The 23645-nt window shown below is 38.5% G+C and carries 25 protein-coding genes; 2 read left to right on the forward strand and 23 right to left on the reverse strand.

From position 1 onward, the window contains the following. Positions 1–481 precede the first annotated feature (481 nt). The 12 genes from spo0A to nusB form a co-directional block, all read right to left on the reverse strand. Entirely contained in the window at positions 482–1273 is a 792-nt protein-coding gene (gene spo0A / locus MHB65_RS15080) for a sporulation transcription factor Spo0A (protein ID WP_016993890.1), read from the reverse strand. A gap of 385 nt (positions 1274–1658) precedes the next feature. Continuing rightward, positions 1659–2606 (reverse strand): SpoIVB peptidase S55 domain-containing protein, encoded by a 948-nt coding sequence (locus MHB65_RS15085; RefSeq protein ID WP_205444245.1) that lies wholly within the window; start codon positions 2604–2606, stop codon positions 1659–1661. A 122-nt stretch (positions 2607–2728) separates the two neighbouring features. Then, positions 2729–4420 carry a DNA repair protein RecN gene (gene recN / locus MHB65_RS15090; protein ID WP_205444246.1) on the reverse strand — a complete coding sequence of 564 codons (1692 nt, stop codon included), beginning with the start codon at positions 4418–4420 and terminating at the stop codon, positions 2729–2731. A 33-nt stretch (positions 4421–4453) separates the two neighbouring features. Continuing rightward, entirely contained in the window at positions 4454–4903 is a 450-nt protein-coding gene (gene argR / locus MHB65_RS15095; protein ID WP_004231170.1) for a transcriptional regulator ArgR, read from the reverse strand. Positions 4904–5003: 100 nt separating this feature from the next. After that, positions 5004–5822, reverse strand: coding sequence for a TlyA family RNA methyltransferase (locus MHB65_RS15100; protein WP_342440909.1), 819 nt, complete (start codon positions 5820–5822; stop codon positions 5004–5006). Next, complete coding sequence (gene dxs, locus MHB65_RS15105; protein ID WP_342440910.1) at positions 5822–7723, reverse strand: 1-deoxy-D-xylulose-5-phosphate synthase; 1902 nt, start codon at positions 7721–7723, stop codon at positions 5822–5824. The genes MHB65_RS15100 and dxs overlap by 1 nt, the downstream gene beginning before the upstream one ends. Before the next feature lie 163 nt (positions 7724–7886). Further along, complete coding sequence (locus MHB65_RS15110; protein ID WP_205444249.1) at positions 7887–8768, reverse strand: polyprenyl synthetase family protein; 882 nt, start codon at positions 8766–8768, stop codon at positions 7887–7889. A 3-nt stretch (positions 8769–8771) separates the two neighbouring features. Continuing rightward, positions 8772–9005, reverse strand: coding sequence for an exodeoxyribonuclease VII small subunit (gene xseB, locus MHB65_RS15115; protein WP_008179899.1), 234 nt, complete (start codon positions 9003–9005; stop codon positions 8772–8774). Continuing rightward, positions 9002–10360, reverse strand: a complete 1359-nt coding sequence (gene xseA / locus MHB65_RS15120; RefSeq protein ID WP_342440911.1) for an exodeoxyribonuclease VII large subunit — start codon at positions 10358–10360, stop codon at positions 9002–9004. The genes xseB and xseA overlap by 4 nt, the downstream gene beginning before the upstream one ends. A gap of 230 nt (positions 10361–10590) precedes the next feature. Continuing rightward, positions 10591–11406, reverse strand: coding sequence for an undecaprenyl-diphosphate phosphatase (locus tag MHB65_RS15125; protein ID WP_342440912.1), 816 nt, complete (start codon positions 11404–11406; stop codon positions 10591–10593). 131 nt (positions 11407–11537) lie between these two features. After that, complete coding sequence (gene folD, locus MHB65_RS15130; RefSeq protein ID WP_054549163.1) at positions 11538–12392, reverse strand: bifunctional methylenetetrahydrofolate dehydrogenase/methenyltetrahydrofolate cyclohydrolase FolD; 855 nt, start codon at positions 12390–12392, stop codon at positions 11538–11540. Positions 12393–12423: 31 nt separating this feature from the next. Continuing rightward, positions 12424–12807 carry a transcription antitermination factor NusB gene (gene nusB, locus MHB65_RS15135; protein WP_004231146.1) on the reverse strand — a complete coding sequence of 128 codons (384 nt, stop codon included), beginning with the start codon at positions 12805–12807 and terminating at the stop codon, positions 12424–12426. 394 nt (positions 12808–13201) lie between these two features. On the opposite strand from nusB, the gene MHB65_RS15140 reads away from it, so the two are divergent. Beyond that, a complete protein-coding gene (locus tag MHB65_RS15140; protein WP_342440913.1) occupies positions 13202–14104 on the forward strand; it encodes a MerR family transcriptional regulator in 903 nt (300 codons plus the stop codon). Positions 14105–14228: 124 nt separating this feature from the next. Continuing rightward, complete coding sequence (locus MHB65_RS15145; protein WP_342440914.1) at positions 14229–15398, forward strand: MFS transporter; 1170 nt, start codon at positions 14229–14231, stop codon at positions 15396–15398. 94 nt (positions 15399–15492) lie between these two features. On the opposite strand, the gene MHB65_RS15150 is transcribed toward MHB65_RS15145, so the two are convergent. The 11 genes from MHB65_RS15150 to MHB65_RS15200 form a co-directional block, all read right to left on the reverse strand. Continuing rightward, positions 15493–15903: an Asp23/Gls24 family envelope stress response protein gene (locus tag MHB65_RS15150; RefSeq protein ID WP_205444257.1), complete on the reverse strand. Its 411-nt coding sequence runs from the start codon at positions 15901–15903 to the stop codon at positions 15493–15495. A 768-nt stretch (positions 15904–16671) separates the two neighbouring features. Continuing rightward, entirely contained in the window at positions 16672–17427 is a 756-nt protein-coding gene (locus MHB65_RS15155) for a class I SAM-dependent methyltransferase (RefSeq protein WP_342440915.1), read from the reverse strand. A gap of 242 nt (positions 17428–17669) precedes the next feature. Continuing rightward, positions 17670–19037, reverse strand: coding sequence for an acetyl-CoA carboxylase biotin carboxylase subunit (accC, locus tag MHB65_RS15160; RefSeq protein WP_205444259.1), 1368 nt, complete (start codon positions 19035–19037; stop codon positions 17670–17672). A gap of 14 nt (positions 19038–19051) precedes the next feature. Then, entirely contained in the window at positions 19052–19555 is a 504-nt protein-coding gene (gene accB, locus MHB65_RS15165) for an acetyl-CoA carboxylase biotin carboxyl carrier protein (protein WP_205444260.1), read from the reverse strand. Between the two features lie 200 nt (positions 19556–19755). Next, on the reverse strand, positions 19756–20310 hold the full coding sequence (locus MHB65_RS15170) for a SpoIIIAH-like family protein (RefSeq protein ID WP_205444261.1): 555 nt from the start codon (positions 20308–20310) through the stop codon (positions 19756–19758). Then, entirely contained in the window at positions 20311–20730 is a 420-nt protein-coding gene (locus MHB65_RS15175; RefSeq protein ID WP_205444262.1) for a hypothetical protein, read from the reverse strand. It lies immediately after the preceding gene. A gap of 62 nt (positions 20731–20792) precedes the next feature. Next, complete coding sequence (locus MHB65_RS15180; protein ID WP_004231124.1) at positions 20793–20936, reverse strand: hypothetical protein; 144 nt, start codon at positions 20934–20936, stop codon at positions 20793–20795. 1 nt (position 20937) lies between these two features. Then, on the reverse strand, positions 20938–21849 hold the full coding sequence (locus MHB65_RS15185) for a stage III sporulation protein AE (protein WP_205444263.1): 912 nt from the start codon (positions 21847–21849) through the stop codon (positions 20938–20940). A gap of 12 nt (positions 21850–21861) precedes the next feature. Beyond that, entirely contained in the window at positions 21862–22239 is a 378-nt protein-coding gene (locus MHB65_RS15190; RefSeq protein ID WP_205444264.1) for a hypothetical protein, read from the reverse strand. A gap of 5 nt (positions 22240–22244) precedes the next feature. Then, a complete protein-coding gene (locus MHB65_RS15195) occupies positions 22245–22454 on the reverse strand; it encodes a hypothetical protein (RefSeq protein ID WP_012295089.1) in 210 nt (69 codons plus the stop codon). 89 nt (positions 22455–22543) lie between these two features. After that, the gene (locus MHB65_RS15200; protein WP_342440916.1) at positions 22544–23551 is read right to left on the reverse strand and encodes a nitronate monooxygenase; all 1008 of its coding nucleotides are present in this window, start codon (positions 23549–23551) and stop codon (positions 22544–22546) included. Positions 23552–23645 lie beyond the last annotated feature (94 nt).

The raw sequence follows: 23645 nt of genomic DNA on the forward strand, positions 1-23645 counted from the left end.
ACTATGAATTCATTGATATTACTTTCAATTTGGAAAGTAGAACCTAGTTGTAGCAATTGCTGTCGACTCATATAATGCATACTTAATTTACCATCGAATGCTAAACGTACCTCAAATAGATCTTCCTCTATCTGTGTGATTTCGAGCGAATTCATTCGATCTAGTTGAAAATTTACACTTTTTATTTTAATCACCTACTATAAGTATAACGAAACGATGTGAGGTATCAAACGATTTATTACCCTTCTCACTATTCATCTTTAGGATATGACTTTAAATCCATTATTCATGCATATATCGTGCATTTTTATCTGATTTAGACTTTCTTTTAACGGTTTCAATATTAAAGGACAGCCACAGATATTTCCACAGCATTTGTTCAAGTAACAAAAAAAGCGCCCTTTTAAACAGTAAAATCTAAAAGGGCGCTATACTATGCGAAGTATAATTGCTGTATATGTTTATTATATATATGTCGGAACTAGCTAGCCATCATATCGATGCGGATTTTGTCTGCGATCATGGCAATGAATTCGCTATTTGTTGGCTTAGATTTTAAGTGATGGACTGTGTAGCCAAACATCGACGAAATGGATTCATAATTGCCTCGATTCCATGCAACCTCGATGGCATGGCGAATCGCACGTTCCACACGAGATGGTGTCGTATTAAACTTTTTGGCGATTTCTGGATATAAAATTTTTGTCACAGATCCTAATAATTCAATATCTTCAAAGACCATTTGAATGGCTTCACGCAAATAAGAATAGCCTTTAATATGGGCAGGTACACCGATTTCTTTAATGATGGCTGTAATCGTACTGTCCAATTGATGCTGATTTAATTTTTGAGGTACTGTCGGTTGTAACACGCTTGTCTTTTTCGGAAGTGTCGCCTTCTGTCCAGCACAATGCAAAATCTTTTGTACCAATTGATCGAATTCAAAGGGCTTTAGCATGAAGTAGGAAGCTCCTAAATCTACCGCCTGTTTCATGACATCTTCTTGGCCAAAAGCTGTTAGCATAATGACTTGAATTGATGACATTTTTTCATTTTGATACATGGATTCTAATACAGCTAAACCGTCAAGATGAGGCATTATTATATCTAGAAGTAAAATATCTGGTGTAAATTCCTCAAGCATTTGTAGACATACTTTTCCATTTGAAGCAGTTGCAATAATTTCTATTTCGGCATGTCCTTGAAAATACTGCTCCATTGTTTTTAATAACTCACGATTATCATCTGCAATCGCTACTTTTACCTTTGTCATTTCAATTCCTCCTTCTGGACTTGCTTTGAACACCTCAAAGCGATAACCTAAACCCCTAAATGCCGTTTTTGGCACACTGTGGAATTTTCGACATTTTTGTTTTAAAAACCTTTTCTATTTCCAAAAATGAGTATGTAGTCCGATACTTTCTTTTAATATCGACAAGTTACGCTAAATGGCTGCGACCTGTTGAATGCTCTTATCACTTATTTTAGATAAATTTAGTAGATAAAACTACAGTTTTTTTAAATATCATGACTCCTTCAGGAAATTATCAGAAATACATGTTGGATTCGATGAAATAAAGGTAAAAAATCCGTGTAGTTTCCTGCGGCATTTGTCCTGCCTGCGGAAAATTAAACGGATTTTTACCTTTCATCCCTTTTTATGAAGATCTTCTTAACATTTCCGCTACCGTTAGCGCTGCACCTTTTTTCGGCTCCTCCACAAACATATGTGTCACCGCACCGACAAAACGACCATCTTGAATAATAGGGCTGCCACTCATTCCCTGCAAAATACCACCTGTTTTTTCAATGAGCTTCTCGTCAGATACTATAAATTCAAGGCGTTCATTTTCCACTTTGGTAATTTCAATTGAAAAGGTTTCCACCTTACTGCCTTCAATGGCTGTATAGATTTCTGCTTTCCCCGTTTTTATATCTTTTTCATGCATAATTTCTATCGCTTTGGGTAATCTTTGTTGATAACCGTCTTCCCAACGGCCAAAAATACCATAAATAGTATTTTTATCTATACTGCCTAGCCGTTCTTGATGCTTTTCAATGGAGGAAATTTTATAGCCTGGTTGGCCCGGTGTGCTTTTTCGGATTTGCTGAATAGAAGCTAAAAAAATGGAGCCAGCTCTAAAAACAGGGGCTTCTTGTAGGGTTGAATCGACAATTTGATGACCTAGTGCACCGTAATTTTTTGTCTCTGGATCAATATAAGTCAGTGTTCCTACTCCATCTGTTTCATCTTTTAAAAAGGAAATGACATGCTCTGCTTCTTGGTTTTGTAATTCCAATGTAATTTGTTGGCCACCACTATTGATCGTCCATTTCTGTTGGCCATCCTTTGCCACAGCTTGCTTGGCATCAGCAAGTGATTTTACTGGTATATTATTTATTTTTTCAATAACAGCGCCTCCTTTCATCCACTGATTGGAAGCTAACAGTACATCGTGTGCTACAAATACATGTGATAATTGAAGTTGGATTCCAATTGCTTCGCCCATCGGTATAAGCTTTTTGGCGGCTAAAGCTTGTATAGGCATCACTAATAAAAAGATGAGCATAGGCAAAATGACTAATTGACGCCAATGACGATTCATACGACACCTCCTTTTCATTTTTGTCTTTTTACTATGTGTTGTTGTGACGTTCTTATAAGCGGTAAATATTTGCGCAAAATGAAAAAAGCCAGAAACAGCTGAAACTGTTTCTGGAATAAAGGTTAACGCATTTGTTTTTTTCTTTCATCTGCCATTTTTAAAAGCTCCGTTGCATGCTGTAATGTTAACGCTGTAATTTCGGTTCCAGACATCATACGGCTTACTTCCTCTATGCGAGCGTCTTGATCAATCTCTGATAATGAAGTAAATGTTCGATCGTGCTCCACTTCTTTTTTGATGAAGTAATGATGATCAGCCATCGCAGCAACTTGTGGTAAATGTGAAATACATAAAACTTGAGAATTTACAGAAATCGCGGCAATTTTTTCTGCAATCGCTTGCGCCACACGACCACTGACACCGGTATCAACCTCATCAAAAATAATGGAGGTAATTCCATTGGAAGAAGAGAAAATGGTTTTCAATGCCAGCATCATTCGTGATAATTCTCCGCCAGATGCAATTTTTGGTAAAGACTTTGGAGGCTCTCCAACGTTTGTGGAGATGTAGAAAATAATTTGATCTTTCCCATTAGCATCGAAATAGGATAATTCATCAAAATTGACAATAAATTTTGCCTTTTCCATATGTAATTCACGTAGTTCTGCCATAATCGCTTCACTTAATTGTTGGGCTGCAGCTTTACGTACTGTTGAAAGTTCACTAGCCAACTCATTGAGTACAGCTTCCATTTCTAACACGCGTCGTTCTTTCACCTGCAAAATTTCATCGCGATTCAACAGCTCATTTAACTCAGTTTTAATTTTTTCATAATAAGCCAAGATTTCTTCTACTGTTGTACCATACTTGCGTTTTAAATTTTGCAATAATGCTAAACGTTGCTCCACCTCGTTTAAACGAGCTGGATCAAATTCTAATTCATCTAACACATTTTTGACCTGATAGGCTGCATCCTGTAATGCATAAAACGCAGTTGTAACTGCCTCAGACGATTCTTTAAATTGCTCATCAACCGTTGCAGCGTCTTCTAAAGCACCCATTGCCGTACCGATCCAATCAAGCCCTTTTGTTTCGCCTTGAATGGCTTCATAGGCTGCACTAGAGCGTTCAAAAATTTTATTAAAATTCATCAGACGACGGCGTTCGTCTAGAAGCTCGTCTTCCTCACCTAATTTTAAATTTGCTTCGTCCAACTCTTTGATTTGAAATTGATACAAATCGATACGTTGTGCCATCAATTGCTCATCAATGGATATGGAAGCTAAGTCTTTTTTGAGTAAACGGTATTCATCGTACTGAGCACGATACGTTTTTTGAATGGGCAATAGCTCTTCTTCTGCAAACTGGTCGAGCAAATTGATGTGCTGCTTTTCATCCATTAGCTCTTGATTTTCATGTTGGCCATGAATATCAATAAGGCTAGCCCCAATGTCTCTTAGTACCGATAATGGCACAAGCTTTCCATTCACACGGCAAATACTTTTACCAGTATCATTTAAATCACGACGTAAAATAATCGTATCTTCTTCTATTTCAATGCCTGCTTCTTCTAACTTTTTCAGAACAGGATGAACTGAACTCGAAATTTGAAATAAGCCACCCAATTCTGCTTTTCTTGCGCCATGTCGAATAAATTCAGTGTTGCCTCGTCCACCAGCAAGTAAATGCACCGCATCAATGATAATGGATTTTCCGGCACCTGTTTCCCCTGTGAGAACTGTTAAGCCTTCTAAAAAGCTGACAGTCAAATCCTCAATGATGGCAAAGTTTCGAATACTAAGCTCTCTTAACACAAAATGTCACCTCTAAATCAATTTAACCATTTTTTAAAGCATGTCTAATAAGCGATTTTTTGTATTTTCACGCTCATTTTCATTTCGACAAATAATTAAAATGGTATCATCTCCAGAAATTGTACCTAAAATTTCTGGCCAATCTAAATGATCAAGTAAGGATGCAATGGCATTCGCATTCCCCGGAAGAGCTTTCATGACTAAAAAATGTGATGCCCCATCAATACTTACAAAAGCATCCGCTAATGCACGATGTAATTTTTGGACTGGGTTGAAACGTTGATCTGCGGGCAAGCTATATTTATAACGACCATCCTGCAGCGGTACTTTCACTAAATGAAGCTCTTTTATATCTCGTGATACCGTAGCTTGTGTGACATTATAGCCTGCTTCTTTTAAAAAATCGACTAAATCATCTTGCGTTTCAATCTCGTGATTGGCGATAATATCCCGAATCCGTATATGTCGTTGTCCTTTATTCAACGAAATCACCTCTTATAAATAATTGTTTATGTGTATAATCACACTACCATTTTCAACAAAAAAGCACAAGAAAAAACACGGCTCTATAAGCGAGCACGTGTTATTTTAAAGAATTATGCGCTTCTTCAACGAGTGCATTAAAAGCTGTATATGCAGGTAGAATTTCTTGTCCAATAGGATTCACTAAATGGAATAAAAATTCAATATTTCCTTCTCCACCTGTGATGGGCGAGAACGAAGCATCTTTCACTACAAAACCAATCTCTGTTGCCATTGCAGCCGTTTTTTCCAATACTTCTAGATGTACTTTTTTATCACGAACAATTCCCTTTTTGCCTACTTTATCTTTACCTGCTTCAAACTGAGGTTTCACCAATGCCATAACATCCCCACCTGGCATCAATAATGTTTTTAATACTGGTAAAATCAGTGATAACGAAATAAAGCTGACATCGATTGTTGCAAAATCAGGTAAACCTTCTGATAAATCGGTTGCCGTTGTATAGCGAAAATTCGTTTTCTCCATTACCGTGACACGTTCATCTGAGCGAATTTTCCAAGCTAATTGGTTAGAACCAACATCTAGTGCATAACAATGTCTTGCTCCATGCTGTAAAGCGCAATCTGTAAAGCCACCTGTAGAGGAGCCAATGTCAAGCATTAGCTTCCCTTCTACAGACATATCAAAAATTTGTAGCGCCTTTTCTAATTTAAGGCCACCACGACTCACATATTTTAAATCTGAGCCCTTTACTTGTAGCGGTGCATCGACGGCAATTTTCTCGCCTGCCTTATCAATACGTATTTCATTTGAAAAGACAATTCCCGCCATAATGGAACGTTTTGCTTTTTCTCTTGTTTCACATAGCCCACGCTCTACAAGTAAAATATCTACTCGTTCTTTTGGTTGTTTTGTCATTATTTATTCAAACCCACTTGCTGTTTTTGTTGAAGTAATACGTGCATACGTGCAACCGTATCCTCTGCTGTCATATGAATTTCTGCGAGTAGCTGATCTACGTTGCCATGCTCAATATATTGATCTGGGATGCCCATTCGATCAACAAGCGCATTTAAATAGCCGTGGTCATGAGCAAACTCTAATACACCACTACCAAAACCACCTTGTAAAACAGCTTCTTCAATTGTTAAAATTGGTTTTTGACTAGATAATATACGGTGTAGCATATCCTCATCCATCGGTTTGATAAAGCGAGCATTGACCACTTCGATATCGATACCTTGTTGCGCTAGCATTTCAGCAGCTGCCATTGCCATTGGAATCGTTGTACCAAATGTCAGAATCGATGCGTCTTTCCCCTCACGTAAAACTTCCCAGCTACCAATCGGTAAAGCGACAAGCTCATCATCTAATGGCACACCAATCCCATTACCTCGCGGATAACGAAGTGCAATTGGACCACCATCATAATCAATCGCTGTTTTTACCATATGTTGCCCTTCATTTTCATCCTTTGGCATCATGATGGCCATGTTTGGAATATGACGAAGGAAAGCAATATCAAATACACCTTGATGTGTTTCTCCATCTGCTCCCACTAAACCAGCACGATCAATACCGATAAAGACATTTAAATTTGGGCGAGCAATATCATGTAATACTTGGTCATATGCACGTTGCAGGAATGTAGAATAAATCGCTAAAAATGGTTTCATATTTTGCGTAGCTAATCCTGCAGCCATCGTTGCCGCATGTTGCTCAGCAATACCCACGTCGAAGAAACGATTTGGGAAGTCCTGTTGAATACCTTGTAGCTTTGAACCTACAGGCATGGCAGGCGTAATCGTTACCACTCGCTCATTTTCATGGGCAATTTTACGAACTGTCTCAGCAATTAAACTACTCCATGCTGGTCCAGTTGCCTCAGACTTTACAAAGGCACCATTTTCAATTTTATAAGGACCTGTTCCATGCCAATTCCCAATTGTATCATCCTCGGCTGGTTTATAGCCTTTTCCTTTTTTCGTAATGACATGAACAAGGACTGGCCCTTTCACTTTTTTCGCGTGTGATAAAGTCATTTCAAGCGCTTCAAAATCATGTCCATCAATCGGACCAAGATATTTAAAACCTAGCTCCTCAAAAAACACACCCGATACTACTAAATATTTCAAGCTGTCCTTCACGCGTTCTACAGTAGACGCAAGCTTTCCACCTAATACTGGAATCTTATTAATAAGTGACTCGAGCTCTTCCTTGGCTTTTGAGTACTCCTTCGCTGTACGTAGACGACCTAAAACATTGTGTAACGCGCCAACATTCGGTGCAATCGACATTTCATTATCATTTAATATAACAATCATATTCGTTTTCGCATGGCCAATATGATTTAATGCCTCAAGTGCCATACCACCTGTTAAAGCGCCATCTCCAATAATAGGGATAACAAAGTTGTTTTCTTTTTTTATATCACGTGCTGCTGCCATACCCATGGCTGCTGACAAGGAAGTCGAGCTATGACCTGTTTCCCACTCATCATGTTCACTCTCCACGCGCTTTGGAAACCCACAAAGCCCTTTGAACTGACGTAGTGTGTCAAATTGACTCGCACGACCTGTTAAAATTTTATGCACGTAAGCTTGGTGGCCAACATCCCACAAAAACTTATCTTTTGGACTGTCAAACATTTTATGCAGCATCATCGTTAACTCAACTACGCCTAAATTCGGCCCGATATGCCCACCTGTGACAGAACATTTTTCGATTAAGAAGGTACGAATTTCTTGGGCAAGCTGCTCAAGCTCCTTCTTATTTAAGTTTTTTAAAAAGGATGGACTAGTTATTTTATTTAAATCCACCTTTCTCACACACCTTTTCAATAAAATATTCACCGCAATTGTGTTTCCACCATTATAGCAGTGTTATCAATATGCTAAAAGTACGAGCACTTCATTGTTTGCATATTGCAAACGTTCCCACCTATTCTAGCATATTCTTTTCCTTCAACGCCTTGATTTTCTCTTAGTTTTTACGATGTACAATATAAGCCGCAAAGTCACGTAATAGGCTGACATCTATTGGTAATTGATCGAGTGCGTTAATGGCATGTTGATAATGCTCAGCAAGCTTTTCTTTTGCTCCCTCTAATGTTAACAGTGCTGGGTAGGTACTTTTATCACTAGCGACATCTTTCCCAGCTGTTTTTCCTAGTTCTTCTGTTGTTCCCTCAATATCTAAAATATCGTCTTGAATTTGGAAAGCTAAACCAATGTGATGCGCATACTCCTTCAATGTAGCACGGTCTTGTTCTGACACATCTGCAAGTACGGCTCCCGCTTCAATACTAAAGCGCAATAAAGCACCTGTTTTATTGACATGGACTTGTTCCAATTCAGCTAAATTAAGCTGACGTTGTTCCCCTTCCATATCTAGTACTTGACCACCAACCATGCCTTCTGCACCAGCTGCAACGCTTAGCAATTGGACAAGTTCAATACGCTTTTCAGCAGAGATTTCCATACGTGCTAAAATACCAAATGCCAGTGTGTTTAACGCATCACCAGCAAGCGTAGCCAGCGCTTCTCCATAAACTTTGTGATTTGTTGGCTTACCTCTTCTGAAATCATCATTATCCATGCTTGGTAGATCATCATGGATTAAAGAATACGTATGAATAATTTCAATCACTGAACCGACAATCAAACCGTCCTGTAGATTTTCACGGTAAAGCTCCAGTACTGCTAACACAAAAAGTGGACGAATTCGTTTACCGCCCGCCTTTAATGAATACAGCATGGATTCCTTTAAATCTGCTGGTGCATCAATTTGTTCAACAAGTGCAAACATGGTCTCTTCAATTTGTGGTGTATTGCTTTCGATAAAGTACTTTAATGGCTCATTCATTTCCTAATTCTCTCCCTTTAGTGGATCAAATGCTGTTGTTTCACCAGTCTCTTGGACAATTGATACAAGCTGCTCCTCAGCATGTTGCAGCTTACTATGGCAAAACTTTGATAGCTCCATTCCTTGCTTGTATAAATCAATCGCATTTTCCAATGGCACATCACCTTGTTCTAATTGGCGAACGATTTCTTCTAGTGCCGTCATGGCTTCTGCAAATGTTTGTTGTTTTTCTGTCACAACAATTCCCCCTCATTCTTTGGCAAGATATTCGTCACTTCAGCCACAACCTTTCCATCATGGAAGGTCAGTGTCAGTTGATCCTGCTTTTGTACCTCAGTGGATGATTTGATCATTTGCTGCTCTTTATATGCTACTGTAAAGCCTCTTGTTAGAATAGATAGTGGATTTAAAGCTTCTAATGTTCTAACGGTTGACTCAAATTTTTGTTGTTGCTTCGCCACATAATACGCTGTAGCACGTGATAATTGTTGGACACGCGCTTCAAGCTCTCTCTGATGAAAAGCAAGTGCCTTTTTGGGTGAATGTTGCTCCACCGTACTATGTAATTGTTGAAGTTGGGCGGCTTTTTTCATCAAGCTCACTTGCATCGCTGTCTGCAATCCAGACTCAAGCTGTGCCAATCTTTCCGTAAAAGGTCGATAAAGTCTTTCTGGCATTGATAACGGATAAGACTGCTGGAGCTTATTTAGACGTTGTCGCTCAGCCATAAGTTGCGACCTAACCATTTGATGAAGCTGTGATTTTTGCGTCAGAACACGTTGGTAGAGCTCCGCTTGATCTGGCACAGCCATCTCAGCAGCAGCTGTTGGAGTAGGTGCACGTAAATCTGCTACATAATCGGCAATCGTCGTGTCTGTTTCGTGACCAACCGCACTTATAATGGGGATTCGGCTTTCAAAAATAGCTCGTGCCACGATCTCTTCATTAAATGCCCATAAGTCCTCGATTGAGCCGCCCCCTCGCCCGACAATCAACACGTCACAGCTCGCCTCTTGATTAGCACGTTGAATATTTTGCACAATATTCGGTGCTGCCTGAGCCCCTTGCACAAGTGTTGGATAAATCAAAATTTCCGCAAGTGGGTAACGCCTCTTTAAGGTTGTACAAATATCCCGGATAGCTGCACCAGTAGTTGAAGTGAGCACACCAATTTTTTCAGGAAACTTTGGAATCGGCTGTTTCCACTCTGGTTTAAAAAGCCCTTCTTTTTGTAATTGCTCTTTTAATTGATTGAAGGCAACAAATAAGCTACCAATGCCATCTGGTTGCATTTCCTGTACATAGAGCTGATAAGTTCCATAGCCTTCGTAAACGTTTACATCACCACGGATAAATACTTGCATACCTTCCTTCGGCTCAAATGCTAATTTGGTAGCCGCTGTTTTAAACATCGTAGCAGCTATTCGGGCACCATCGTCTTTTAAGGTAAAGTAAATATGACCAGATTGATGAATTTTCACATTCGATAATTCACCTTTTACATAGACTTCACGCAAATGTGGATCTGCATCAAATTTTCGTTTAATATATTTTGTTAACGCTTTTACTGTTAAATAAGAAGCAGAGGACATGTTTTCGGCTCCTTTACTAAAATCAAGTTTTTCACAAAACTACACCTATCATAACATTTTTTACAGTCGTTGACGTGCCAAAATGCAGTTTCGCTAGAAAAAATGACTGTCTTTCTTCTATCGAAAAACAACTATAACACATTCCTACACGTTCTCACTATTAGAAACCGTCTATTATGACAAATAACAAACAAAGCCCCATAACTTCATACGTTATGAGACTTTATATTTTAATAGAATAGTAATAAAAGAGTTCCTACAATAAAACAATAATACGTAAAATAGCTAAGTTTGCCACTTTTCATAATGCCCATAAACCAACGCATCGCAAAATAAGTCATAATAAGTGTCGCCAAGAAAGTGGCGGCGTAGGGAAGTGCTAAGGCACCTTTATTCGGCTCGTCTAAAAAATCTGTAATACCGAGGACTACCCCACCCAAACTCACAGGAATATAAAGCATAAAGGAAAAACGTAAGGCTGTATCCTGCTTCATCCCTACTGCTATGGCTGAAATAATCGTAGCTCCTGAACGGCTAATGCCTGGCGTTAAAGCGACTGCTTGCCCTAATCCTACAATGATAGCATCTTTTGCACGTAAATCCGCATCTTTCTTCTTGCCACGCATATTACGTATTAGCCACAATGCGGTCCCTGTCACAAATAGCATAAGCGCAATCGTCGTCATACTTACATTATCCGCAATAACGTCACTTAATAACACCCCTAAAACGCCAGCAGGGATTGAACCAATTATAATATAGAGAGCAAAGCGAAAATCCGCATTATAACGCTTTTCTCCCGTTTTCAAGTAAAGAAAAAAATGGCTGATCAGACGAACAATATCCTCACGATAAATATACATAATAGCTAGTAACGAAGCTGTATTTGTTAAGATGGCAAAAGTAAAACCTTGTTCACCTAGTCCCAGTATTTCGCTGGCAATCATCACATGCCCACTCGACGATACAGGAATTGGCTCTGTAAAGCCTTGGACAAGTCCAATAATGATATGCTTAACAATTAACATAATAGCAATATTTTCCATAAAGACCTCCTTCTAAGTATGTATGTCCCAAACGTTACATTAGACGTCCAAATAGCAGAAAAGTTCTGATTTTACGCAACAAAAAAAGTCATCTCACAGCAATGTTGAGATGACTTTTTTTCAAAGGATTTTTATTTTGCAAGCGTATTTTCAGCTGCTTGCACTGTGTTGAATAGTAACATTGTGATGGTCATTGGACCTACGCCACCTGGTACAGGCGTAATATGAGACGCAATTCCATCCACTTCTGCAAAGTTTACGTCGCCGCATAATTTATTGTTGTCATCGCGATTAATCCCTACATCAATGACAACAGCCCCTTCTTTCACATGCTCTTTCGTAATAAAGTTTGCACGTCCAACAGCGGCAATTAAAATATCCGCTTGTTTTGTAAATGAAGGTAAATCTGGCGTTTTAGAGTGTGTATAGGTAACCGTTGCATCTTTTTGTAAAAGTAGTTGTCCCATTGGTTTACCAACGATATGACTACGACCTACAATCACAGCATGTTTTCCAGCGATTTCAATTCCTGAATACTCAAGAAGCTTCATCACGCCAAACGGTGTACAAGGTAAAAATGTTTCTTGGCCAAGCATCATTTTCCCAACACTTACAGGTGAGAATCCATCGACATCCTTCTCGACCGCAATCGTTGCAATGACTGTATCCTCATCAATATGTTTTGGGAGTGGTAATTGAACTAAAATACCATGAATATCCTCACGTTGATTTAAAAGCTCAATTTGTGCTAGTAATTCCTCTTGCGTTGTTTCTTCTGGTAATTTAATGAGTTCTGAAAACATACCAATTGCTTCACAAGATTTCTGTTTATTTCTCACATATGTAGCTGATGCTTGGTTGTCTCCAACTAACACAACCGCTAAACCAGGTGTTAACCCTCGCTCTTTTAAACGAATGACACGCTCTGCTACAGCATTACGAATTTCTTGACCAATCTCTTTACCATTAATAATTGCACTTGACATAAACCTTCGTTACTCCTTCCAATTCAACACATTATTCTTGTTCTGTAAATTTAGAAAGTACACCATTGACGAATTTAGATGAACTATCATCGCCAAATGTTTTACATAACTCGATTGCTTCGTTTAGTACTACTCTTTTTGGTGTTTCTGGCATGTATAACAATTCATATACAGCTAGGCGTAAAACCGTTCTTTCAATTTTGGGTAGACGGGCAAGTGACCACTTTTCAAGATGCTGTTCTAATGTAGCATCGATTTCCTCCAAATGTTCAGCTGTTCCATTCACGATCTTTTCATAGAAGGCATTGGTAGGTTGACCCTTAATATGACCCATTGCTTCTTCAACTGTTAGATCCGTATTGTCTAGCTGAAACAAAACTTGCAACGCTTTTTCGCGTGCTTCATGTCGTTTCATGTAAAGCTCTCCTTCTTAAGTGGCATTAAGGTTTATAATAGCATAAAATCACACGAGAAACACGATTTCAAGCAAGTTTTCAATAATCTGAAACCTTTTTCAAGAAACTTTTTGCTTAAGCTCACTTCTTATCGAATAGTGATATTCAAAAATGATTGTTTCCTGTTCATAATGGTATAATAAAGAAAATGAAAAGATCTTTAGAGGTGTTCACAATGCAATATGAAGCTACATGCCCTAGTAGTAAAAAACATTTAAATTGGTTGAAGGTGAAGAACAATATAAACAAATAAAGAAACATAAATCTCACCTATTTTACTGCGAGGCTTGCAAGCATAAAATTCGTTTTGATGCCATTCGAAACTTCTTTAGCTATTACTAGTGGAGGCCATTTATGAAAGAACATTATTATACGATAGGTGAGGTTGCCAAACTTTCAAACTTATCGGTTCAGACATTACGTTATTATGATCAAATTGATTTATTTAAGCCTGCTTATATCGATACCTACACCAATTATCGGTATTATAAAGGCAATCAGCTATTCTATTTAGATATTATAAAGTCTCTTAAATATATCGGCGTTTCACTGGATGATATAAAAAAAGCACTTAGACTAACCTCTGAAGAATTGCTTGATTTTTTAGCTCAGCAGGAACTACGCATCAATGAAAAAATTTTACGTTTAAACGAAGCAAAAAATACTTTACTGAAAACTAAAAAGCAATTACAAGAGCAAATTGATATTCCAGTCTTCGGTGAGGTCTATGTGCAGATAGAAGAAGCCATGCCCGTTCTTCAAGTAACCACTACTGAATTAACACCAACATCAAGCACCAGTACATACTATGCCACTTTAATTAAAATTATAGAAAAGGAAGGCAGTGTCTTAAACAGTCGTTATGGCTGTATTTATCCATTAGAGCCTTATAAAGATGTCAATGATATTATTTATGATGCTATTTTCACTCCCCTATTAACGGAGCGCACATTTTCGAAGCTCTCACCAAACATACAACAAACCATTATTCCTGGTGGTAAATATGTATGCATTGCCTTTATTTACGATCCTGATACTTATTTTTCATTCTATGAAAAATTGAGAAATCATGTATTGGCTCAGCAGGAACTATTTGAGTCGCAGGTGTATGAACTATACATGCCAGCAACGCTCACTATGGAGCAAGAAAAGAAATTTATAGTAGAATTAAAGATTAGGCAAAAACAAGAGACACAAAATTCCTCCGAAAAAGTAACTGTGCACTCGTATAACTCTCTACAAGAATTCCCAAACTAATAAAAACTTTAAAAAATAAAAACAAATCTTTTGACCCTATAGTTACTATAGGGTTTATCGTATTACATGGAAATATTCTAGTAGATTGAAAACATGTATCGCGAACAATTAGAAGGAGAAGTTTATGAGCAAGAAGCAAAATGTAACCTTAGCTATTTTATTATCTAATCTTTTCATTGCCTTTTTAGGGATTGGTTTAGTCATCCCTGTTTTACCAACCATCATGAATGAGCTACATATTTCTGGCTCTGTTGTTGGTTATATGGTGGCAGCCTTTGCCATTACACAACTAATCGCATCACCAATTGCAGGTAAGCTTGTTGATACTATTGGCCGCAAAGTTATGATTGTTGCAGGTCTTTTTATTTTTGGACTTTCTGAGTTTTTATTTGGATTCGGTCGTTCTGTTGAAATCCTCTTTGTCTCCCGTATGCTAGGTGGCGTAAGTGCAGCTTTCATTATGCCCGCAGTAACTGCTTATATAGCAGATATTACGACATTGGCACAGCGTCCTAAGGCACTTGGCTATATGAGTGCAGCCATTAGCACAGGTTTTATTATCGGTCCTGGGATCGGTGGATTTTTAGCTGAAATTGGTACACGTGTCCCATTTTATGCAGCGGGGGTACTTGGTCTGTTCGCAGCTATCCTGTCATTCATGTTTTTAAAAGAGCCGTCACGTGCTACAGACAATGAAGAAGCAGCACCATCCATGTTAGGTAGTGTCAAGCGAGTGTTTAGCCCGCTCTACTTCATTCCATTCATCCTTATTTTCGTGTTGTCATTTGGCCTCGCTGCATTTGAATCGTTGTTTAGCTTATTCGTTGATCACAAATTTGCGTTTACACCATCTGATATTGCTATTATTATTACAGGAAGTGGTATTGTCGGTGCCCTAGCTCAATTAATACTATTTGACTGGCTGACAAAGAAAATGGGCGAGATTAATGTTATTCGTTATTCGTTAATCCTTTCAGCAGTATTAACATTCGCCATGACGATCGTGAGTCATTATTTTGCCATTTTATTTGTTACATTCTTTATTTTCGTAGGTTTCGATTTAATTCGCCCTGCTGTTACTTCATATTTATCAAAAATCGCTGGAAATGAACAAGGATTTGTTGGTGGGATGAACTCTATGTTTACAAGTCTTGGTAATATTTTTGGTCCTATTCTAGGTGGTATATTGTTCGATATCAACCTGAACTATCCATACTACTTTGCCACAATCGTATTGGTGCTTGGCGTCATTCTTGCGTTATTCTGGAGAAAGCCAAAGCATATAGAATTATAAAAATAGCGATACACATTCACATGAACCCTAGAGAAATCCATATAAAAAGGACTGCCCTTGATGAACGAATCATCGTCGGGCAATCCTTTTCTTTTTATTCATGTACTACTGCTTCTTCTTTTTCAAAGTGAATACCTGTAATATGCACATTCACTTCTGCTGTTTCTAGTGCTGTCATATTAAAAATAGCCTGACGGATTTGCGTTTGAACTTCTTTTGCTACCTTAGGAATGGCATATCCATATTTAACAGAGCAAAATACATCAATGGCAATTTCACCAGTTTCCGTTACACCTGATTTAATGCCTTTATTGTGTACCTTTTTACCGAAACGTTCCACGACACCCGTCGCAATATTTCCACGAGTTGCAGCAATGCCTTCAACCTCATTTACAGCAATCCCAGCCACAACTTCGATCACCTCTGCCGCTACCTCAATTTTTCCAAGCTCTTCTTTCCCAGAAGGTGTTGGTTGTACGAAAGATTGTCCTACTTTCTCTGCCATACAAATATCATCCTTTCCCTTACACATCACAAACAAGTGCTGTACTTACATTTATTATACTATAAAAAGGAAGGTTTGGCTGTCGAAAGCCGTTTTAATTTAAAATGGACTCAGACTGTAGGGTACTATTTATCTTTAAATAGTACCCTCATAGTGTTGAAAAACAAAACCATCAATAGAATTTTTGTGAACAGTGAAAATGAATTTCCGTTGCAGGCTACTTGCTTTCCTGTGGGCGAGCGCCGAGCCGCTTCCTCTGCTACCGCTCCGTGCAGGGGCTCGCCTGTCTCGCTATCCCACGGGAGTCAAGTAGCCTTCCACTCCAATCCACAAAAGTGTTACCTTTTTAGCAACGGTTTTCAAATAAAGTGAAGGTGTTGTCACGCATCACTTCTCCACATTGAAAATAAGAGTTTATCTCCTCTAAGAATACAAATAATGGGCGATTTAATCGCTATGCTGCTATGAAAAAAGTAAAGACACTTTGCAGCATGGTTGATTGGAGTGGAGCCAGCGTCACTCCTAGGGGATTTAGCGTCACAGAGGAGACCCTGGAGCGAACGCAAGTGAGTGAAGCGGCTCATCGGACGCCCCCTGGAAAGGACGCTGGCGGAACGGAAATCAACCCCTCACCTTGCTAAAAGGTCTTTTTCTGCTAGTGACATGATCTTTTTTCAACAACATAAGGGTACTATTTATCTTTAAAAAGTACCCTTATTGCATGCCAATAAATGCAAACTCGATTAAAGCCTATTTATGTCCGGCTGTTTAGACATTACCTAGATAGCTTCGCGTTATGTTTTGGAGAACTACTTTTCCATTCTTACTGTATTTTTCGAATAACTCTGATAGGAGAAAAACAAAATTTTTATACTCCTCGTCATCTTTTTTCGGAGCATAGGAAGCTGACAAATTCCTTCCTAAAAAACCTTCATAATCAAAAAACAAATCATTTTGATACTTTTTAAACTCATACTTTCCATCCTTGAAAAAGCTGTTTAATACTTCTGGCGTTTCTTCAATTCCACCGCTAAATCCTTTGAAATTTGAACAAGTCTTTTGACAAATTTCTGCATTCTCTTTAATCATTGGGTTCGTTAAATCTCTGCTATTCCAAACAAGAGCAACTTTTCCCTTTTGTTTTAAAATCCGCTGACACTCTATTTTAAATGCATTTTTATCAAACCAATGAAATGCCTGTGCTACAGTTACTAAATCCACACTATTCCCTGTTAAAGTCGTATTTTCAGCAGTTGCTTTTATTGATTTAAAACGTAAATGTATTTTTAAGGATTGCTCAGCCTTCTGTCTCATATCATCATTTGGCTCAACTCCAATAACATGTAAACCTCTTTCAAGCAGCTGACGGCTAAATATTCCCGTACCTGAACCAATATCAGCTACAATTCGATCCCCATTTAGTTCGTTAGCTGATAACAAATAATCAATATACTCATTTGGGTAACTAGGGCGATATTTCGCATAGATATCGGCCTTGTCTGTAAAATTTCCTGTTGTTTTCACAGTACTACCTTCTTCCTGATTATCTAATTTGTTTTTTATCAGTTAGCTGTTGATATACCTCATTTTCCTTCAATAGTATATCCGTTTTATTCTTTATATCACAAATTTCCCTTCAACTCTGCTACAAAAAAGACCCCCTAACGAATCAGTTTCGTTAAAGGGTCTAAAAATTGGATAATCTGTTTTATCTTACTTCTATCATCCCGACTATAAGCCGAGACAATTAAACTATTTGCGAACGCTTACTTCACTTTTTCTGCTACACCTAATACATCATTCTCTTCAAGGAACTTCGTATTGAATTGTGCTGATTTGAACACGTCATTGTTCATTAGTGCTTGGTGGAATGGGATGGTTGTATTAATCCCAGGACCAGATACTTCGAATTCACTTAGGGCGCGGTTCATTTTTGCAATCGCTTCTTCACGTGTATCCGCATGAACAATTAGTTTCGCTACCATTGAATCGTAATATGGTGGGATTGTATAGCCTGCATAGACAGCAGAATCAATACGTACACCGTAGCCACCTGGCGTTATATACGTATCAACAGTTCCTGCTGATGGCATGAAGTTTTTGTAGGCATTTTCTGCGTTAATACGGCATTCAATAGCCCAACCATTTAATTTTATATCATCTTGTGTAAACGGAAGCTTCTCACCAGATGCGATTTTTAATTGTTGTTGTACAAGATCTACACCAGAAATCATTTCTGTTACTGGGTGCTCAACCTGAATACGAGTATTCATTTCCATGAAGTAGAACTTGTCCTCTCGATAATCATAGATAAACTCGATTGTACCAGCGCCTTCATAGTCACATGCTTGTGCCGCTTTGACTGCAGCTGCACCCATTTCAGCACGACGCTCAGAAGATAAAGCTGGAGATGGAGCTTCCTCTACTAACTTCTGCATACGACGTTGAACCGTACAGTCACGTTCGCCTAAATGCACCACGTTACCGTAGCCATCTGCTAAAACCTGGATTTCACAGTGACGGAAGTACTCGATGAATTTCTCTAAATATACGCCTGGGTTACCGAATGCTGCAGCAGCCTCTTTTTGCGTAATTTCAATACCTTTTACAAGATCTTCTTCTGTACGTGCTACACGGATCCCTTTACCGCCACCACCAGCAGTTGCTTTGATGATGACAGGGTAACCAATTTTAGCAGCCCATTCTTTACCTGTTTCAATATCTGGTACAATACCAGTACCTGGAACAAGGGGAACACCTGCCGCTTCCATCGTTGTACGTGCAACGTCCTTGATGCCCATAATTTTAATAGAATCAGATGATGGACCGATAAATTTAATGCCAGCGTTTTCACAAGCTTCAGCAAAATCAGCGTTTTCCGATACGAAACCATATCCTGGGTGGATACCATCTGCACCTGTTTTTTCAGCTACACTAAGTAACGCTGGGAAGCTAAGATAAGAATCTTTTGATAGCTTTGGTCCGATACAATAAGCTTCATCTGCTAATTTCACATGTAATGCGTCCGCATCTGCTTCAGAGTAGACAGCAACCGATTGAATGCCTAACTCTTTACAAGCACGAATGATACGCACAGCGATTTCGCCGCGGTTTGCAATTAAAACTTTTTTCATTTGTTTTGCACTCCTTACTCAGCTTTTACAAGGAATAGTGGTTGGCCGTACTCTACTAAGTCGCCATCTTTAACTAGAATTTCAACGATTTCCCCTTGCACTTCTGCTTCGATTTCGTTGAATAATTTCATTGCTTCTACGATACATACGATTGTTTCATTTCCTACTTTGTCACCTGGTTTTACGTAAGCTGGTGAATCTGGGTTTGGTGCTTGATAGAAAGTACCGACCATCGGAGATACAATTTTATGTAACGAAGGGTCGTTAATTGCTGGTGTAGCTGCAGCTGGAGCTTCTTCCACTTTAGCTGGTGCAGGTGTTACTGCTGGAGCTTCTGCTGGTGCAGATTGTTGTACAACAGGGGCTACTACTTCTTTTTTAGGTGCTACAGTTTCTGTAACAACAACATTATTCTTTTTAAGTTTTACTTTTGCGCCATCTACTTCATACACAAACTCGTCAATTGAAGATGAATCCACTAATTTAATGATTTCACGAATTTCTTGAATTTTGAACATTTCTAACTCTCCTTATGAATTAAAATCTACTACAATAACTATTCTATATTTTTTCGTATCAATTTGAAATAGTTAAATGAAAATTAAGTAAATATGAACAAAATAAAAGGCTTTCCTTTACTAAGCGAAAGCCTTTTCATTAAGCTGATATATAACACCCTTTTATGAATTAACTAAATATTTATTTTTTTCTCTATTTTTTAATAATTATTTGCACTGAACTTTACTTGCACATCATTTGCGCCTTCCATCTCTGTTTTTACCAGATAAATAATTTCGTTTGCTTGTGCTTTTGACAACTCCTCTGCCATCACTGTAACTGAAACTTTTTCTCCCTCAGCGCGAACAAACGCATCCGAATAACCTAATGATTTAACGAGCATTTCAAGCATAGCTTCCGCTGATTCACGTTTAATCAGCCCATCCATTTCATTAAATGCCTCATTTTTTTCTTCAGCAGAAGCTTCCTCAGAAGCAATTTTTTGTGTTAACTGTTCACGAAGTTGGCTTCTCTCATCACTAACCTGCATACGCATTTCTTCGAATAAGTGACTTGGTGAAGATACTTCTTGTGTTATATCATTTGTTGCTTCCTGATCTGTAACACCTGTGACAGCTGTTTGTTGCAGTGTATCATCCGTAAAAATAGTAAGACCATTGAATTGTTTTGCTGGATCAACCAAATAATACACTGAAATGACTGCTACTAAACTTAATAATGTCATAAACCAAACTGTTCTTCTACGTACGCGCATTTACTTTTCCTCCTTATTTTCCATTGGAACGATAATAATTCGATGAATCGGTAATTGCATCACTTGACTGACGACAGCACGAATTTCATTTTTTACAAAGATATCGGAAGCACCTTCTGAAACAACGAGCATTCCTGTTACGTTTTTCGCGCCTTGCTCAGTCCCTCGAAAATATTGGCTGAATAGTTTATTGGCATCCTGATCATCTGTCATCTCTCCATAATAAAAGTAGACTTTAACCTCCCCAACACCTTGCATTGCCTTCAGTGTTTGCTCAAGTTTTTCTTCATTCGTGAGCGGTGAACCTTTGTCGCTTGTTGAATTCGTTTGATACATAGGTAAAATGATGAATATTCCCACGGAGGCAGCTATCAAAATTAAAAGCATCAATGACGTTGTTTTTTTTCGTGTCTTTTCCACTTCACTTGTACATTGCCTCCTTTCATCTTCTCTTTTTCAAGTGTATGTACGCTTGTTTCTTCCTATGAATTGATAAATGGAATCTTTAATAGCAATTGCAAAAATACTAACGTGATGACCAACTTTGTCAGTGAAATTATTTCCTTATCATCCGTTAGAAACACAAAAATCTGACAGACAAAGAGCAATGCCAATAAAAGAATCAATCTATCTCCCCCCTGCCATGACTTGTACGAACACAATGAGGAAAAAACAAGAAAACATAAATGAAAAAGCAATTAAAAATGATACAGCACATAAAGTAAATAGCGATTTGCTAACTTGATCTAGTAGTCTACAAATATCATCAAAGGCAATCGGTTCTAAAATGGCGGCAAGCATTTTCAATGAATACGCACTGACTACGAGCTGCACTGTTGGGATAAATGACACCGTAATGACGGCGATAAAGGCACTAATACTTGTAAGGGAAGATGTAAATTGTGTCATATGCTGAAACATCGAAAAACTATCCACAATAAAAGAACCAACAACTGGAATATTTTCTTCAATTAATTTTTTGACGGGCTCCGCTACAGCCGCATTGACACTAAATGCTGCTACGCCGCTTGCAGTCATCAGCAGAATATAGCAAATGACAGAGGCAGACACGATACTCATAATCGTAAAACGAATCAAATCAGCTATCCGCGTAAAGGATATTTCCTTGACAATAACACTGCACACATCAAAGACAATGGCCAATAGCACGCCTGGAATAAGCCACTTACTACTGATAATGGTGAGGACTTGTACAAAAAACAGTAAAAAAGGTTGCCAGGAAGCAATCGCGGTAATACTACTGGATAGGAGAAAGCTTGATGTAAGAATTGGATAAAATGCCGTAAATAGATGGGCTAGTCCTTGTGCAATTTCATCAATTAATGTAAAGGATTTGACAACAACAGGACCGATTGTTGCTAAAACGATAAGAAAAAAAAGTATCCTTGTCCCTTTTTCAAATTCTGGTATTACCATGTTCACAATCAAAATAATGATGACGTAACTGCAAAGCATGAGCGTCATCTTGAGCAAGAGAAAGAATGGATCGATTAAAAACGATAATATTTGCTCCTGCAATGGCTTCGCTCCTTAGTTTAGCCTTTTTAAAATGGCCGACACCTCCTGTAGAACAGCCAAAAATTCTTTGAACCAATACAGCAAAATCACAATTTTCACAGCAGCAAAAACGATGTTCCCGAGCACTTTATAATTCTGTTCTGCCAGAAGCAATGCCACCCACTGCCCGACATAGAACATACTTGCACTGATTAAAATAGCCTTCGCATAAGGTAAAAACGCAAGTGTTTCTAACAGTTGTTTGGCGAAAGGCAATAAAAGTGTCGAGAACAACATGCCAAAAAGCAAAAAAGAAAACATCACACTGATTAGCGCATGGAGTGGCTGTATAACTTCTTTTATCAGCAATAATAAAAGCAGCATGACAACAGCGACGATCACAATTTCCATTTACGTTACCCCGAAGAGGTAAGCCATTGGAAGAATGTTAAAATCTCATTAAAGAATAGACGTAAAAATCGAAGTAATTCTGCTGTCATATATAAGTAGGCAATGAAAAAGAGGAAAAATGAAAATTCCTTCTTCCCTGTTTGATCAAAGAAAACATGAAGAAGCGCAACGACTAGTCCCACTCCAGCAACTCTTAATACGTCTTGTAATTCCATTCCTACGCCCCCTCGTGTACAGCAATATATGTCGCTCTACAAAAAAAAAGACCTCTATACGGATGTATAGAGATCTTCAATAAAAAAATTTAGAGTAGCTTTTTCAAGATGCTTTTAACAGTGCCTGCTTGCTGAACGAGATGACTATTTTCGCCCATCCACATAGATAAATATTCAGCATTGCCTTGCTCAGCACTTTCTTTACGAATGGTAGTCGTTAAATAGTTTTGTAGAGGATAAGGTGCTACTGTCGCATCCTCCATACGTTTTGTGAAATCATTCGCTAAACCTCGTGCTGGCTTACCAGTAAATGCAAGCGTAATCGTCGTTTGTTGTTCTTTCGATGCTAACACAGCATTTTTATAGAGTGGTGAAATTTCGCATTCATCTGCCACTAGTAAAGCGGTACCAATTTGAACTGCCTGTGCCCCACTCTCAAGTGCCTTTTGAATATCCTCTTTGGTTACAAGGCCACCCGCAGCGATAATAGGAATCGTAACTTTTCCCACTACTTGTTGTAGTAAGTCGTTTAACGGAATTAATTGCAGAGGAGCAGTAAAAGAACCTCGATGACCGCCAGCCTCTCCCCCTTGTAATACAACCGCATCCATTCCTGCCTGTTCCACTAATATAGCTTCTTCTACTGTCGTAGCTGTGCCAATCGTATAGATACCGTGATCTTTTAATTCCTTGAGAATCGCTGGAGATGGCAGTCCAAATGTAAATGAGCAAATTGCCACCTTCTCATCAATCACCGCTTGAACCTGTCCTGCAAAAACTTCTTTTGATACTACACTCTGTACAGGCGATAAGCCTAATTCATCATAAAAAGGTTGCAGTGCCATTCGTGCTTGTTGTAAAACCTCGACATCAATTTTAGGTTCCTCTTGCACAAATAAATTGACTGCAAAGGGCTTTGTCGTTAATTTCTTCACTTCCTGGATAAACTGCTTTGTTTGTTCACCATCTAAGTAACCCGCACCAATTGAGCCTAATAGCCCTGCCTCAGCACAAGCCGCCACAAATTTAGGGGATGTTACGCCTGCCATTGGTGCTTGAATAATTGGATATTGAAAATCAAATGTTGTTTGTAGCATACCTTTCACTCCTTACTATGATTGTAAACAATTCTTCTAGTAATGACCATCTATCTGTTGATAGAAACTTGCTAGTTCCTCAATAAAAATTAGA

It is taken from the genome of Lysinibacillus sp. FSL K6-0075 (genome assembly GCF_038592945.1).
GTDB classification, from domain to species: domain Bacteria; phylum Bacillota; class Bacilli; order Bacillales_A; family Planococcaceae; genus Lysinibacillus; species Lysinibacillus fusiformis_F.

Coding starts and splice junctions, on each gene's coding strand:
- spo0A (WP_016993890.1), bottom strand. CDS start 1,273: ATGACAAAGGTAAAAGTAGCGATTGCAGATGATAATCGTGAGTTATTA.
- MHB65_RS15085 (WP_205444245.1), bottom strand. CDS start 2,606: ATGAATCGTCATTGGCGTCAATTAGTCATTTTGCCTATGCTCATCTTT.
- MHB65_RS15100 (WP_342440909.1), bottom strand. CDS start 5,822: ATGACAAAACAACCAAAAGAACGAGTAGATATTTTACTTGTAGAGCGT.
- MHB65_RS15110 (WP_205444249.1), bottom strand. CDS start 8,768: ATGAATGAGCCATTAAAGTACTTTATCGAAAGCAATACACCACAAATT.
- xseA (WP_342440911.1), bottom strand. CDS start 10,360: ATGTCCTCTGCTTCTTATTTAACAGTAAAAGCGTTAACAAAATATATT.
- MHB65_RS15125 (WP_342440912.1), bottom strand. CDS start 11,406: ATGGAAAATATTGCTATTATGTTAATTGTTAAGCATATCATTATTGGA.
- folD (WP_054549163.1), bottom strand. CDS start 12,392: ATGTCAAGTGCAATTATTAATGGTAAAGAGATTGGTCAAGAAATTCGT.
- nusB (WP_004231146.1), bottom strand. CDS start 12,807: ATGAAACGACATGAAGCACGCGAAAAAGCGTTGCAAGTTTTGTTTCAG.
- MHB65_RS15140 (WP_342440913.1), top strand. CDS start 13,202: ATGAAAGAACATTATTATACGATAGGTGAGGTTGCCAAACTTTCAAAC.
- MHB65_RS15145 (WP_342440914.1), top strand. CDS start 14,229: ATGAGCAAGAAGCAAAATGTAACCTTAGCTATTTTATTATCTAATCTT.
- MHB65_RS15150 (WP_205444257.1), bottom strand. CDS start 15,903: ATGGCAGAGAAAGTAGGACAATCTTTCGTACAACCAACACCTTCTGGG.
- accC (WP_205444259.1), bottom strand. CDS start 19,037: ATGAAAAAAGTTTTAATTGCAAACCGCGGCGAAATCGCTGTGCGTATC.
- accB (WP_205444260.1), bottom strand. CDS start 19,555: ATGTTCAAAATTCAAGAAATTCGTGAAATCATTAAATTAGTGGATTCA.
- MHB65_RS15170 (WP_205444261.1), bottom strand. CDS start 20,310: ATGCGCGTACGTAGAAGAACAGTTTGGTTTATGACATTATTAAGTTTA.
- MHB65_RS15190 (WP_205444264.1), bottom strand. CDS start 22,239: ATGGAAATTGTGATCGTCGCTGTTGTCATGCTGCTTTTATTATTGCTG.
- MHB65_RS15195 (WP_012295089.1), bottom strand. CDS start 22,454: ATGGAATTACAAGACGTATTAAGAGTTGCTGGAGTGGGACTAGTCGTT.
- MHB65_RS15200 (WP_342440916.1), bottom strand. CDS start 23,551: ATGCTACAAACAACATTTGATTTTCAATATCCAATTATTCAAGCACCA.